Here is a 13,666-nt window from a genome sequence, read left to right as displayed (position 1 = left end):
CGATCATGAAGAAATTTCCCTGGGCGTGTGTGACGCTGACAACCCTGGCTTTATACTCCGGGTCGCTATTTGCTGCGAATTTTAGCGCCAGTTTTAAAAACACCGATATCCGTGAGTTTATCGATACGGTAGGTCGTAATCTGAATAAAACGATTCTTGTCGATCCTTCCGTACAGGGAAATGTATCGGTCCGTACGTATAACGTATTAACGGAAGAAGAATATTATCAGTTCTTTCTTAGCGTCCTGGACCTGTATGGCCTTTCCGTTATTCCGATGGATAACGGCATGATAAAAGTGGTGCGGTCTGCGGTGGCAAGAACCGCAGGCGCGCCGATTGCCGACAGCCAAAATCCGGGCAAAGGCGATGAAATAATTACCCGCGTGGTGCGCATGGAAAACGTGCCGGTACGCGAACTGGCGCCGCTGCTTCGCCAGCTTAATGACGCCACCGGGATCGGCAACGTGGTGCATTTCGAACCCTCTAACGTGCTGCTGCTCACCGGTAAAGCTTCGGTAGTGAACCGGCTGGTGGATCTGGTGCAGCGCGTGGATCGTTCCGGCGTGCAGCGCCGCGAAATCGTTCCGCTGCACTATGCTTCCGCCAAAGAACTTTCGGACATGTTGAATAACCTCAACAACGAAGAACAAAAAGGGCAGAACGCGCCGCAGCTGGCTACCAAAGTGGTCTCTGATGATGAAACCAACAGCCTGGTGATCAGCGGCAGCGAAGAGGCGCGCACGCGTACGCGCGCGCTGATCGCCCAGTTGGATCGCGAGCAAAGTAACGAAGGCAATACCCGTGTCTTTTATCTCAAATATGCTAACGCCGCGAAGGTAGTGCCTGTGCTCACCGGCATTGGCGAGCAGTTGAAGGACAAGCCGGGGGCCACGAAAAGTAAAACGGCCACCGCCAATAACGAACTGAACATTACCGCCGACGAGTCCACCAACTCGCTGGTGATTACCGCCCAGCCTAACGTAATGAACTCGCTGGAAAAAGTGATCGACAAGCTGGACATCCGCCGTCCGCAGGTGCTGGTGGAAGCGATCATCGCCGAAGTGCAGGATGGCGCGGGAACCGATCTCGGCGTGCAGTGGACGGGGAAACACGGCGGGGTACAGTTTGGCGCAACCGGCCTGCCAATCAGTCAAATTAAAGACGGCAGTATGAAAGGGGTGAGCTTCACCGGGATGGCGACCGGCTTCTTCAACGGCGACTTTGGCGCGCTGATGACCGCGCTGTCCACCAACGGCAAAAACGACATTCTGTCCACGCCGAGCGTGGTGACGCTGGATAACAAAGAAGCGTCATTTAACGTTGGGCAGGACGTGCCGGTGCTGTCGGGATCGCAGACCACCACGGGCGACAATGTGTTTAACACCGTTGAGCGTAAAACCGTCGGTACCAAACTCAAGATCCTGCCGCAGATTAACGACGGCGACATGATTCACATGAAGATCGAGCAAGAAGTCTCCAGTGTGGATGCCAGCTCTACCGAGGATTCTTCGTTAGGCCCAACGTTTAATACCCGCACTATCAATAACGAAGTGATGGTGCACAGCGGACAAACAGTGGTACTGGGCGGCCTTATTGAGAACGTCACCAAGCAGAACGTTTCGAAGGTGCCGCTGCTGGGCGACATTCCGCTGGTTGGACAACTGTTCCGCTATACCTCCCAGGATACCTCTAAGCGTAACCTGATGGTGTTTATCCATACCACCGTGTTGCGCGACGACGACAACTACAGCGCGGCGTCGAAAGAGAAATACGACCAGGTTCGCGCCCGTCAGCTGCAGCGTATGGAAGAGAAAAAACTGGGTATTCTGGAGCCGGGCGACAACGCCGTTTTACCCGCGTTTCCGACTCCCGACGCCGCGCCAGTGAAAACCCGCGCCATGCCGTCCACCTCCCGCAACCCGTTTAAAGAATAAGGCGGAGGCGGCATGGACGAACTCAGCAAACAGTTATGCAGCAGCAGCTTCGCCAAAGATAACGGCGTGCTGATCCATAACAACACAGTGTATATCCGTGAAAACGCGCCTGCGTTTGCGTTGCTGGAAATGCGGCGGGCGCTGGGCCATGCCTTCACCCCAACGGTGGTGACGGCAGAGGCGTTCGACGAAATGCTGGCGAAAATCTGGCAACAGAACAGCGGCGTGTCGCAGCAGTTGGTTGATGATATGGACGCGGATATCGATCTGATGGCGCTCACCGAGGAGATCCCGGACAACGAAGATCTGCTTGATAATGACGAAAACTCACCGGTGATCCGTCTGATCAACGCCATTCTTGGCGAAGCGGTGAAAGACGGCGCGTCGGATATCCATATCGAAACCTTCGAACGCACATTGAGCATCCGGTTTCGCGTCGACGGCGTCCTGCGCCCGGTGTTACAGCCCGCGCGCAAGCTGGCGCCGCTGCTGGTGTCACGTATCAAAGTCATGTCAAAGCTCGATATCGCCGAGAAACGTCTGCCGCAGGATGGCCGTATCTCTTTGCGGATCGGGCGTAAAGCGGTGGATGTGCGTGTTTCCACCATTCCATCGCAGTACGGCGAGCGCGTGGTGATGCGTTTGCTGGACAAAAGCAATCTTAAGCCGGATATCAACAAACTCGGGCTGATCGAGGAGGAACTGGTCAGGCTGAAAGGGCTGATCGCGCGTCCGCACGGCATTATCCTGGTCACCGGGCCGACGGGGTCCGGTAAAAGCACCACGTTGTACGCCATTTTGTCGGCGCTCAACGGTCATGAACGCAACATTCTGACCGTCGAAGACCCGATCGAATACGAGCTGGAAGGGGTAGGGCAGACCCAGGTCAACCCGCGCGTGGACATGACCTTTGCCCGCGGCCTGCGCGCAATCCTGCGTCAGGATCCGGATGTGGTAATGATCGGGGAAATTCGTGACGGCGAAACCGCGCAGATCGCGGTGCAGGCGTCGCTGACCGGTCATCTGGTCATGTCTACGCTGCATACCAACAGCGCGGCGGGGGCGATTACCCGTTTGCGCGATATGGGGCTGGAGTCGTTTTTAATTGGTTCATCGCTTCTTGGCGTCATTGCCCAGCGTCTGGTTCGCCGGTTGTGCCCCCACTGCCGGCAAAGCAGTCCGCTGGAAGACAATGAAAAAGCGCTGTTCACGTTTATGGAAAAACCACCGAAGGCGATTTATCGCGCAGTGGGCTGTGAGCAGTGCCGCCAGAGCGGTTACCAGGGACGCGCCGGGATCCATGAATTTCTGGTGGTCGACAGCGCCATGCGTCGCGCTATCCACGAAGACCAGGATGAAATGTCCATCGAGACGCAGATGTTTAAAGAGGCCTGGAGTCTGCGCGAGAACGGTCTGCTGAAGGTGATTTCCGGCGTCACATCGCTGGAAGAGGTGATGCGCGTCACCGCCGAGCGCGGAGGAGACGAATAATGGCATGGTATGCCTGGACCGCCACCGACGCCGCCGGGAAAACCCGGCGCGGCACGCTGCAGGCCGACGGACCGAAACAGGTTCGCCAGACCCTGCGTGAGCAAAAGCTGATGCCGGTGACCATCGCCGTTACCCGCGAACAGGCCGCCGGGAAAAGCGCCCGAAAAGGGGTGAAGCTCGCCACGCCGGTGCTGTCGATGTTTACCCGCCAACTGTCGACGCTGGTGAACGCCGCGCTACCGCTGGAAAGCGCGTTGAAGGCGATTGCCAGACAGACGGAAGACAAAAAGCTGGCGGCGATGGTCACTGACATCCGCGAAAAGGTGGTGGAAGGGCACACCTTGTTCGACGCGTTTAGCCAGTATTCCCGCACCTTTGACAAGCTTTACTGCACCCTGGTGATGGCGGGCGAAAAAACCGGCCATCTGGGTGATGTGCTGGAAAAGCTGGCGGAGTACAACGAACAACGACAAAAAATGAAAAGCAAGTTGTCGCAGGCGATGGTGTATCCGATCACCCTGACGGTGGTGGCGATTGCGGTCATCTCCATACTGCTGGTGGCGGTAGTGCCGCAGGTGATCGAACAGTTTGTCCACATGAAACAGCAATTGCCGATCACCACCCGCACGCTGATCGCGGTGAGCGACTTTTTGCAGGCTTACGGCATGGTGATCGGCGGCGGCTTGGTGGGCGGGGGTGTCGGTTTTAAGGCCTGGCTTAAAAAAGAGAGTAACCGCTTTGTTTATCACCGCTGGCTGGTGAACGGCTCGCCGCTGAAAAAACTGGTCTGCGCCATTAACAGCGCCCGCTACATCCGCACGCTGAGCATCCTTCAGGCCAGCAGCGTCCCGCTGCTGGAGGGGATGTATATCGCGATGGACGGGATTGAAAACCTGTATGCCCGGCAGGCGCTGGAGCAGGCGGCGGACACGGTTCGCCAGGGCGCGTCGTTATATAACGCGCTGGAACAGGCGAAATTATTTCCGCCAACCATGTTGTACATGATCGCCTCCGGCGAAGAGAGCGGCGAACTCGGCGGATTAATGGATCGGGCAGCGGAAAACCAGGAATCTGCATTACAACATCGAATTACATTAACGCTGTCGGTATTTGAACCGGCACTGGTGGTGACAATGGCGACAGTGGTTTTATTTATCGTGCTGTCAATATTACAGCCGCTTCTTCAGCTCAATAATATGGTGGGTTAATTATGTCTGTAAAAAGAAAAAACCTGACGCGTCAGGCCGGGTTTACTTTGCTCGAATTAATGGTGGTGATCGTCATCCTTGGCGTTCTGGCAAGCATGGTGGTGCCAAACCTGATGGGAAATAAAGAGAAAGCCGATACCCAGAAGGCGACCAGCGACATTGTGGCGCTGGAGGGATCGCTGGATATGTACAAGCTGGATAACCACCGTTATCCCACCAGCGAACAGGGCCTGCAGGCACTGGTGACGAAGCCGGAAATCGCGCCAATTCCGAACGGCTATCGCACTGACGGTTATATTCGTCGCCTGCCGCAGGATCCGTGGGGCAATGATTATATTCTCGTCAGTCCGGGCGAGCACGGCGCGGTAGATATCTTTTCGCCGGGGCCGGATGCCGAAGCGAACACTGCCGATGATATTACGAACTGGTCGTTAGATAACAAAGATAAGTGATGAAAAAACAGCGTGGGTTTACATTGCTGGAAATTATTCTGGCGCTGGTGATATTTGCCAGCTGCGCCATGATGGTCGTGTCGACGATTCCATCGCGCAGTGGTGCGGATATATTTGGCCAGCAAATGAAATCTCTCGTTGAATACGGTTCCGACCGCGCGGTAATGGACGGCACTATTATCGGGCTGGTCATAACGCCATCGGAATATCAACTTGTCGCCCCGGCCGAAAAAAATGGCGAACGGCGCTGGGAACCGCTCACCGCCGGGCGTATTTACACTCACGGCCAGTTTCCGGAAACGATGCATATCTCCCTTTCGCCACAGCGTCTGGCGGCGACGGTAACGTCCGAACCGCAGGTAATATTTTTACCCGACGGGGAGATGTCCCGCTTTCGCCTGACCCTGCAAAGTGACGATAAACAGCACCATTTTAGCGTGGTGTCGCAGGGCGCCTCGCCGGTGTCGGTAGAGAATAATGACTAAACGTAGGATGAAAGAGCAGGGGATGACGCTGCTGGAAGTCATGGTGGCGTTAGTTATTTTCTCCACCGCGGCGCTGGCGCTGATGAATTCCGTTTCGCTGAACGTGCGCTTTACCCACGGCCTGGCGGACACGCTGCAGGCCAGTTGGGTGGCGGAAAATCAACTGGCCGAAGCGCAGCTGGAAAAGCGCCCGTTTCCTGATGCCGCTGAAAAAGGCGACGAAACGATGGGCGGACGCACCTGGACCTGGCAGATCCAGCGGGTGAAAAAAGACAACAAGGTGTTTGCCAACGACATTGCGGTTTATGCCGAAGGCGACGAAAGCCAGCCGGTGATCGTCCTGAGCATCATCCCGCCGGAGGACACGCCATGAGTAAGCGACTCCCGCGTCAGCAGGGCTTTACCCTGCTGGAGATCATGATTGCCCTGACCATTTTCGCGGTGATCAGCATCCTGGCATGGCAAATACTCGACGGCGCGATGCGCACCACGACGGCAACGGACACCGCGGCGACGAAGCTCAACCAGCTACAGCGCGCCTATAACCTGCTGGAGCGCGATTTCTTCCAGCTTCAGGCGCGCGCGCCGCGCAATGAACCGGAGGTGTTTCGACAGGATGGGAACGCCGTTGAACTCAGTACCCTGAGCGCCTTGAGCGGCGATGTCCGGCTGGAGCGCGTGCGCTGGCGGCTTGAGGAGCACCGCCTGTGGCGCGACGTCTGGCCGGCGATCGACAGCCCTTCCAGCGTCAAACCGGAAGAGGTGCCCATTTTAAACGACGTGAAAGAGATGCGCTGGCGCTTCTGGCGTCAGGATTGGCAGGACGCCTGGACGGACGCCGCTCACCAGCCAGACGGCGTGGAGCTGACGCTGACGCTGACAAACGGCGAAACCTGGCGCTGGGTGTTTCTCACCCCCGGGGAGATGCCGGAAATTCAGTTAGCGAAAAAGCCGGAAGCGCCAGCGGACGTCGCGTCGCCGCCAACCTCGCCCGCAGCGGAGGCCGCGACGCCTGCCGCCGCCGTACCGACCGGAGAGGCAAAATGAAAACAGACAAACAGCGCGGCGTCGCGCTGCTGGTGGTGCTGATCCTGTTGGTCATGATGTCCGCGCTGGCGGCAAAAATCAGCCAGCAGTTCTGTCGCAATTTGCAGAAAACGCGATATCAGGTGAGCCAGCAGCAGTTGCGCTGGGCGATGCAACGCCAGGATGAGGTGATTAAAGATCGTCTGCAAACCCTCACCAGCGGTGAAAGCAAAGGGCTTTCACCAGAGGGCGAATGGCGCGAGCCGCTGGAAACCCAAGGGGAATACTACACGGTGGTCAGCCAGATTGAGGACGCCCGGCGCTGCTTCAATGTCAACAGCCTGCTGGCGGAAGAAAAAGCGACGACGGCCACAGATGCCGCCGCGTTGCCGACGAAACCGGTAAAAGAGCAAATTATTGAACAACTGCTGGCCGACAGTGGTGTCAGCACTGTGACCGCAGAAGAGGTGTATCAACAACTGATGGATTACCTCGACGGTGACAGTATCACGGCGAAAGAGGGGCAGGAGAACGATGCGTGGGCCGGCGCGCTGCCGGAGCGGCTTCCTGCGAACCAGATGATGCGTACTATCGGTGAGATCACACAGCTGCCGGCGTTTCCGCCAGCGGCCTGGCCCAAAGCCAGCACCCTGCTGTGCGCCCTGCCGGACGCCGATGGCACGGTCGATGTGAACACCCTTAAGCCTGAGCAGGCAACGCTATTGTCGGCGCTGTTCCTCGGAAAACTGAGTGAAGATGACGCGTCGCGCTTGCTTGCTTCCCGTCCGCAAGAGGGGTGGGAGTCGGTCGAGGCTTTCAGCAAGGAATTAGAAACAAACTACCCGCAGAGCAAAGAAGTTCTGACCCAGGTTCAGGAATTTATCGCGGTGAACAGCAACGATTTCCGGGTTAACAGCACCGGGAATACCGATGATTTAACGCTGCGCGTTGTCAGCCAACTGCACGTTGATAAGGAAGCCGGGAAGGTTACGACCTGGCAACGCCGCTACCGAATAATGGAATAAGAAGAGTCATAGTCAATGAAACAGGTACTTTTTATTCGTCCCGACGCGAATGAGGACGGGAAAATTGCGTGGTGTATTTCCGGCCAGCAGCAGGTGAACGTTCTGGATAATCGCGCCGCCTTAAGCACGCTGGCAGACAGTCCGCTGGCAACGCGCGTCTGCCTGCTGTTGCCCGCCAGCGAACTGGTCTTTCGCCAGTTTACACTGCCAAAAAAAGGGCTTTCCATCCAGTCGGCGCCGTTCTCGTGGCTGGCGGAAGAAACGCTGATTGGCGATGTGGACACGTTGCACTGGACGGTACTGCGCAAAAAAGGCCGTGAGGTGGACGCGGTGGCGATTGACGCAGAACGTCTGCGCTTCTGGCTTTCGCTTTGTGAAAAAGCGGGGCTGAACGTGATTCAGGTTCTGCCGGATGCCATTTTACTGCCCGTCAGCGAAGGCGGCGCGACCCTGGTTTCCTGCGGCGACAGCTGGTGGCTGCGCGCCGCGCCGTTTAGCGCCTGTGAGGCAGATGCCGCCCTGATGCCGTTTTTGACCCGCGATCTCGATGGCGACATTTGCTGCTACGGCGACGTCCCGTCCGGCGTCGTCATTACTGAACAGCGGGCGTGGCAGCATCCTCTGACGCTGATTCAGCCGCAGTGGAAAACCTGCCGCGCCAATATGTTGCACGGTCCCTTTTTAGCCTCCGGCACGCACGGCTTCCGGCATGGGAAAGCGATGCTGGCCGCCGCCGTGGCGCTTTCCGTGGGGCTGATGATTGGCCCGCGGATCGCCATGGCCTGGATGCTGGTGCAACAGGAAAACCAGGCGCAGGACGAGATCGTTCAGGTGGCGCAACACTATTTCCCCAGCCTGCGCCAGCAGACCAACATTAAGTATCATTTTGGTCAGAATCTCAAAAAACAGCCGAAAGGGGTCTTTTTACAACTTGACGCCCTGGCGCAAATTAAAAAAAACGTGCCCGCCGTGGAATTAAGCCAACTGGAATATAACGAGGCGCAAAATCAGCTTACCCTGAGCCTGTCGTCACCGGACCCGCAGGCGATCCAGTCATTTGTGAACCAGGCCAGCGGCAGTTTTGATTTTACCCTGCAACCCGTCTCCACCCAGGCGCCCTTTACGGCGATAGTCACCGGGAAATATAAATGAAAGAGCGTATTGCCCAACTGAAAGCGCGTTACCAGAATTACAGTCCGCGCGAGCGTAACCTGTTTACGCTGTGCGCCGCGGCGCTGTGCTGTGCCGCGGTCTATTACGGCGGCATCATCCCGCTGGACACTATGATTAAAAACAGCGAATCGACATTATTACGGCAAAAAGAGACTCTGCGCTGGATGCGCGAAGAGATCGATAAAAATCATTTGCAGGCGAAGGTATTAAAAACCAGTAATCCGCGCCAGGTGATCGAAGAGAGCGCGAAAGAGATCCATTTGCCGCTGACGGATATTCGCCAGCATGAGCAGTCTCTCGAACTTGTTGTTGAGAAGGTGAACGTTGTTGAACTGAAAAACTGGCTGCGTGAACTGAATCTTTCCTCAGGCGTGCGTCTGGAAAAAATGGCGTTAATGCCGGTCGACCGCGCCAGCAGCGTCAAGGCGACGCTGGTACTGAGCTGGAAAAAAGCCGCATGAATGCCCTGACCGCCTTCAGAGAGGGCTATCCGCTGGGGTTTTGCGTTATGAGCGGCGTGTTCGGCAGTATCATCGGCAGCTTTTTGGGCGTGGTGGTCGAGCGCCTTCCGCCGATGCTGCTGGAGGAAGAAGACGCAGGGAATTTGCTGTTTCCCGCCTCGCACTGTCCGGCATGCGGACACGTGTTGGCATGGTGGGAAAATATTCCTCTGTTGAGCTGGTGCTGTCTGCGGGGACGCTGCAGCCACTGCCGGGTCGCTATCCCGCTTCGTCTGTTGATGGTTGAATGCCTCAGCGCGCTCTTCTTTGCGCTGACCGCCGCTTTCGCGCCTTCGTTGCCTGCGCTGATCGCGCTGTGGATCTTGTGGATCGGCCTGTTGCCGCTCACCTTCATCGACGCCCGTTATCTGCTGCTACCGGACTGTTTAACCCAGCCTCTGTTGTGGGCCGGGTTGTTGTTCCACGCCTGTGTTCATACGCTACCGTTAACCGACGCCCTCTATGGCGCGATAGCCGGTTATCTGTCGTTGTGGCTGGTGTATTGGGGATGTCGCCTGTTGACCGGGCGCGAGGGACTAGGGCAGGGGGATGGTAAACTGTTTGCCGCGCTGGGGGCCTGGTGCGGCTGGCAACCGTTGCCGTACATTTTGCTGCTTGCCGCGCTCACTGGCATCGTTATCTATGTGTTGTTATATAAATCCACGGGCAACGACCGACAAATTCCTTTTGGCCCCGCCCTTTCATTGGCGGGAGTAATTATTTTTATTATTCAATCCTGGCAATTCACATTCTAAGTGCCGCTGCAAGTATTTTTTCATCTATTTTCGCCGAGGGAATGAAAGGACGAAGGGTGTTTCCCAGATTATTATGCAAGGGTAAAAAAAAGGATGGTTTGCAAATAAATAGGGAGGATGTCCATAATTAATAATCTTTAATGAGCCGTCCTGGTTCATACCGTTATTCATTTATTAGTACTTCTCATTGTCGTTCATGCTTTAAGGAAGGCATGGTTATTTTCATATTCACAAATAAAGTTATCGGGAATTAATAATGAAATTTATGAAGCCAAAATATCTGGCGTTGTTTGTCGCTGCGGCAACAAGCTCTGTATTTGCAGCGGCGCCAGGGACGCCGTCTATTTCCAGCGGTAATGATAAATTTGCCCTCGTGGAAGTGGATCAGGCTGCTCAGGATTATAACAACCTCGTTAAAGTGCATAACGACGGCGTTGACGTGAAAGTGGAGTGGAACGTGTGGAGCGGCGATGCGCCGACTTCCGCAAAAGTACTGCTGGACGGTAAAACCGTCTGGACCGGTGCTGGCAGCGCGTCTGGTTCTGCGACCTTTAAAGTTAAAAAAGGCGGGCGCTATCAGGAACAGGTGGAATTGTGTAACGACAGCGGTTGCACCAAGAGCGCCAGTAAGCTGATTATCGTGGCGGATACCGACGGTAGCCATCTGCTGCCGCTGAATACCCCGCTGCTGGAAAATAACAAAACCTTCGCGCAGCACACCGATAAAGTGGTTGGCGCCTACTTCCCGGAGTGGGGCGTCTATGACCGCAACTTCTCCGCCGATAAAATCCCGGTGGCGAACATCAACCACCTGCTGTATGGCTTTATTCCAATGTGCGGCGGCGACGGTATTAACGACAGCGCCAAATCGTCTGGTGCGCTGGAATCCCTGAAACGCGCGTGCCAGGGACGTCAGGATTACACCGTGGCGATCCACGATCCATGGGCGGCGCTGCAGAAACCGCAGCAGGGCGTAAGCAACTGGGATGACCCGTACAAAGGTAACTACGGTCAGCTGATGGCGATGAAAAAAGCGCATCCTGACCTGAAAATTCTGCCGTCCGTCGGCGGGTGGACGCTGTCCGATCCGTTTTTCCAGATGGACAATAAAGTCCTGCGCGATCGCTTCGTCGCCTCTGTAAAAGAGTTCCTGAAAACCTGGAAAGTGTTCGACGGTGTGGATATTGACTGGGAATTCCCGGGCGGCGGCGGTGAGAACGCCAAACTCGGCAATCCGCAGACCGATAAGGCCACGTACACCGCGCTGATGCACGATCTGCGTCAGATGCTGAACGAACTGTCGGCTGAAACGGGCCGTACCTACGAGCTGACCACCGCAATCGGCGCGGGCAAAGATAAGATTGAAGACGTTGACTACAACACGGCGCAGCAGTACCTCGATCATATCTTCCTGATGAGCTATGACTTCTACGGCGCGTGGAGCAACACCGATCTCGGCCACCAGACCGCACTTTATGGCGCGTCTTGGAAACCGGACACCAACTACACCACCGATAACGCAGTGAAAGCGATGCTGGAGCAGGGCGTACAGCCTGGCAAGATCGTCGTTGGCGCGGCGATGTACGGACGCGGCTGGACCGGCGTTCACGGCTACACTGGCGACAACCCGTTCACCGGCACGGCTACCGGTCCGGTGAAAGGCACCTGGGAAAGCGGCATTGTTGACTACCGTCAGATCGTCAACCAGATGCTGGGCAAACCGGGTTGGGAATACAAATACGATACCGCTGCAGAAGCGCCGTATGTATTCAACAAGTCTACCGGCGAGCTGGTGACCTACGACAACGCCCGCTCCGTTGAAGCGAAAGGCAAATATGTCCTGAACAACAACCTCGGCGGTCTGTTCGCGTGGTCTATCGAGTCCGATAACGGCGATATCCTGAACGCCATGAACGAAGGTCTGATGGGCGGCAGCTCCACGCCGGTTGAGCCGGTAAACACCAACCACGCGCCGGTCGCTTCTGCGGTTGACCAGAGCGTAACTGGCCCGGCGACCGTGATGCTCGACGGTTCGGCTTCCCGCGATCAGGACGGCGACGCGCTGACCTACAAGTGGACGCAGATTTCCGGCGCCACCGTAGCGATTGCCAACAGCACCAGCGCTAAAGCCAGCATCAACCTGCCAGCGGTTACCCTCGATCAAACTCTGGCATTCCGTCTGACGGTCACTGATGCGAAAGGCCTGAGCAATGCGGTGGATGTCCAGGTAGTGAATAAAGCGCCGAAAGCCAACCAGGCTCCGGTAATCAACGCCATGGAAGCCGTGAGCGTGACCGCGGGCGAGTCTCTGTCTCTGCATGCGCAGGCAACCGACCCGGATGGCGATGCGCTGACCTACAGCTGGAGCGTACCGGCAGATATGAACGCAACCGGTACGGATACGGCGAACGTGCGTATCACTGCGCCAGACGTGGCAAACGCCTCCACCTTCACCCTGAGCGTGATCGTGTCCGACGGTAAGACCAGCGTACAGTCTAACGTGCAGGTGACTGTGAATCCGAAAGCGGTACCGACTCCGGCAGAGGAAGACACCCATCCGTCTGATGAAGGCAACACCCCTTCAGACGAAGGTACTACCCCGTCTGATGAAGGCAACACGCCGTCTGATGAAGGTAGCGCAACAGATTCCTGCGACAACCCGGTTGACGCTAACGCCAGCAAATACGCGGCATGGGAATCCAGCAAAATCTACAACGGCGGCGATACCGTGAGCTTCGACCATCTGGTATGGAAAGCGAAGTACTGGACGCAGGGTAACCAGCCGGGCTTCGGTGCGGAAGCCTGGGAACTGGTCAGCCAGGTGAAATTCAACTGGCGTTCCGATGTGGTCTACAACGGTGGCGATACCACAACGTATGAAGGGTCTGTGTACCGTGCGAAGTGGTGGACCATGGGCGACAACCCGGCAAACAGCGATGTATGGGTGAAGGAAGGCGCAGCAACCGACTGCAAATAATTTCACCGCAGGTCGCGGGGAGTACGCTCCCCGCACCTCTGGACCACACCCCGCTTCGGGTGTGGTTCCTCTCACCTGACAGGACGTAAAAAGGAGCCAATTAATCCATTTATCAGGAGAAAAAATGAAACGTATCATATTTTTGCTGCTGATTGTCAGTCAGAGCGTATTCGCTAACTGTTGGGATAACGCCGCGCATTATTACCATGTGGATCCTTATCTCTTATATGCAATAGCAAAAGTTGAATCCGGGATGAATCCCTATGCCGTAGGGGTAAATCACGATGGCACCCGGGATGTCGGTTTGATGCAAATTAACAGCTCGCATTTTACAGAACTGCAACGACACGGGATTGATGAATACCGGCTGATTGCCGAGCCGTGTACCTCAATTATGGTGGGGGCTTCGATTCTTTCCGACATGGTTAAAGTCTATGGCAATAACTGGGAAGCCGTTGGCGCTTATAACGCAGGGCTGAAAAAAGAAAACTACCCTCAACGCATGATCTACGCGCGCAAGGTATGGAATAAATATCAACAGTTAAAAAAACCTTACCGCGGATGACTTTTATTTTTTGAAGAATACCCACGCGTGTTCTTCTAAAAGTGAATGTCGCACTGGAGGGCTTATTTATTGACG

At 55.9% G+C, this 13,666-nt stretch carries 13 protein-coding genes; all 13 read left to right on the top strand.

Annotated elements, in window-relative coordinates; all coding sequences use genetic code 11:
- Positions 1-5: 5 nt before the first annotated feature.
- The 13 genes from gspD (at position 6) to iagB (ending at position 13,591) form a co-directional block, all read left to right on the top strand.
- Entirely contained in the window at positions 6-1,934 is a 1,929-nt protein-coding gene (gene gspD, locus JY391_RS13970) for a type II secretion system secretin GspD (RefSeq protein WP_199956276.1), read from the top strand.
- A 12-nt stretch (positions 1,935-1,946) separates the two neighbouring features.
- Entirely contained in the window at positions 1,947-3,425 is a 1,479-nt protein-coding gene (gspE, locus tag JY391_RS13965; RefSeq protein WP_060569872.1) for a type II secretion system ATPase GspE, read from the top strand.
- A complete protein-coding gene (gene gspF / locus JY391_RS13960; RefSeq protein WP_200033939.1) occupies positions 3,425-4,633 on the top strand; it encodes a type II secretion system inner membrane protein GspF in 1,209 nt (402 codons plus the stop codon). Before gspE ends, gspF begins: the two co-directional genes overlap by 1 nt.
- Positions 4,634-4,635: 2 nt before the next feature.
- Positions 4,636-5,085, top strand: coding sequence for a type II secretion system major pseudopilin GspG (gene gspG / locus JY391_RS13955; protein WP_082636807.1), 450 nt, complete (start codon positions 4,636-4,638; stop codon positions 5,083-5,085).
- On the top strand, positions 5,085-5,570 hold the full coding sequence (gene gspH / locus JY391_RS13950) for a type II secretion system minor pseudopilin GspH (RefSeq protein ID WP_042284895.1): 486 nt from the start codon (positions 5,085-5,087) through the stop codon (positions 5,568-5,570). The genes gspG and gspH overlap by 1 nt, the downstream gene beginning before the upstream one ends.
- Positions 5,563-5,943 carry a type II secretion system minor pseudopilin GspI gene (gene gspI, locus JY391_RS13945; protein ID WP_042284893.1) on the top strand — a complete coding sequence of 127 codons (381 nt, stop codon included), beginning with the start codon at positions 5,563-5,565 and terminating at the stop codon, positions 5,941-5,943. The genes gspH and gspI overlap by 8 nt, the downstream gene beginning before the upstream one ends.
- The gene (locus JY391_RS13940; protein ID WP_042284891.1) at positions 5,940-6,617 is read left to right on the top strand and encodes a type II secretion system protein GspJ; all 678 of its coding nucleotides are present in this window, start codon (positions 5,940-5,942) and stop codon (positions 6,615-6,617) included. Before gspI ends, JY391_RS13940 begins: the two co-directional genes overlap by 4 nt.
- Positions 6,614-7,621: a type II secretion system minor pseudopilin GspK gene (gene gspK, locus JY391_RS13935; RefSeq protein ID WP_042284888.1), complete on the top strand. Its 1,008-nt coding sequence runs from the start codon at positions 6,614-6,616 to the stop codon at positions 7,619-7,621. The genes JY391_RS13940 and gspK overlap by 4 nt, the downstream gene beginning before the upstream one ends.
- A gap of 15 nt (positions 7,622-7,636) precedes the next feature.
- Positions 7,637-8,773, top strand: coding sequence for a type II secretion system protein GspL (gene gspL / locus JY391_RS13930; protein WP_211934479.1), 1,137 nt, complete (start codon positions 7,637-7,639; stop codon positions 8,771-8,773).
- Positions 8,770-9,255: a type II secretion system protein M gene (locus JY391_RS13925; RefSeq protein WP_042284884.1), complete on the top strand. Its 486-nt coding sequence runs from the start codon at positions 8,770-8,772 to the stop codon at positions 9,253-9,255. Before gspL ends, JY391_RS13925 begins: the two co-directional genes overlap by 4 nt.
- Positions 9,252-10,049, top strand: coding sequence for a prepilin peptidase (locus JY391_RS13920; protein ID WP_205611828.1), 798 nt, complete (start codon positions 9,252-9,254; stop codon positions 10,047-10,049). Before JY391_RS13925 ends, JY391_RS13920 begins: the two co-directional genes overlap by 4 nt.
- Before the next feature lie 256 nt (positions 10,050-10,305).
- Complete coding sequence (locus JY391_RS13915) at positions 10,306-13,026, top strand: glycosyl hydrolase family 18 protein (RefSeq protein ID WP_060569866.1); 2,721 nt, start codon at positions 10,306-10,308, stop codon at positions 13,024-13,026.
- Positions 13,027-13,150: 124 nt separating this feature from the next.
- On the top strand, positions 13,151-13,591 hold the full coding sequence (gene iagB, locus JY391_RS13910) for a type III secretion system invasion protein IagB (protein WP_211934478.1): 441 nt from the start codon (positions 13,151-13,153) through the stop codon (positions 13,589-13,591).
- Positions 13,592-13,666: the final 75 nt, after the last annotated feature.

This window comes from Citrobacter sedlakii, from assembly GCF_018128425.1.
In the GTDB taxonomy this organism is placed as follows: domain Bacteria; phylum Pseudomonadota; class Gammaproteobacteria; order Enterobacterales; family Enterobacteriaceae; genus Citrobacter_A; species Citrobacter_A sedlakii.
This window is presented reverse-complemented; position numbering and strand designations above follow the sequence as displayed.

Bases quoted from the DNA above. Each gene is read 5' to 3' on its own strand.
- gspG (WP_082636807.1), top strand. From the start codon at position 4,636: ATGTCTGTAAAAAGAAAAAACCTGACGCGTCAGGCCGGGTTTACTTTG.
- iagB (WP_211934478.1), top strand. From the start codon at position 13,151: ATGAAACGTATCATATTTTTGCTGCTGATTGTCAGTCAGAGCGTATTC.
- JY391_RS13925 (WP_042284884.1), top strand. From the start codon at position 8,770: ATGAAAGAGCGTATTGCCCAACTGAAAGCGCGTTACCAGAATTACAGT.
- gspD (WP_199956276.1), top strand. From the start codon at position 6: ATGAAGAAATTTCCCTGGGCGTGTGTGACGCTGACAACCCTGGCTTTA.
- gspH (WP_042284895.1), top strand. From the start codon at position 5,085: ATGAAAAAACAGCGTGGGTTTACATTGCTGGAAATTATTCTGGCGCTG.
- gspI (WP_042284893.1), top strand. From the start codon at position 5,563: ATGACTAAACGTAGGATGAAAGAGCAGGGGATGACGCTGCTGGAAGTC.
- gspL (WP_211934479.1), top strand. From the start codon at position 7,637: ATGAAACAGGTACTTTTTATTCGTCCCGACGCGAATGAGGACGGGAAA.
- JY391_RS13920 (WP_205611828.1), top strand. From the start codon at position 9,252: ATGAATGCCCTGACCGCCTTCAGAGAGGGCTATCCGCTGGGGTTTTGC.
- gspE (WP_060569872.1), top strand. From the start codon at position 1,947: ATGGACGAACTCAGCAAACAGTTATGCAGCAGCAGCTTCGCCAAAGAT.
- JY391_RS13940 (WP_042284891.1), top strand. From the start codon at position 5,940: ATGAGTAAGCGACTCCCGCGTCAGCAGGGCTTTACCCTGCTGGAGATC.
- JY391_RS13915 (WP_060569866.1), top strand. From the start codon at position 10,306: ATGAAATTTATGAAGCCAAAATATCTGGCGTTGTTTGTCGCTGCGGCA.
- gspF (WP_200033939.1), top strand. From the start codon at position 3,425: ATGGCATGGTATGCCTGGACCGCCACCGACGCCGCCGGGAAAACCCGG.
- gspK (WP_042284888.1), top strand. From the start codon at position 6,614: ATGAAAACAGACAAACAGCGCGGCGTCGCGCTGCTGGTGGTGCTGATC.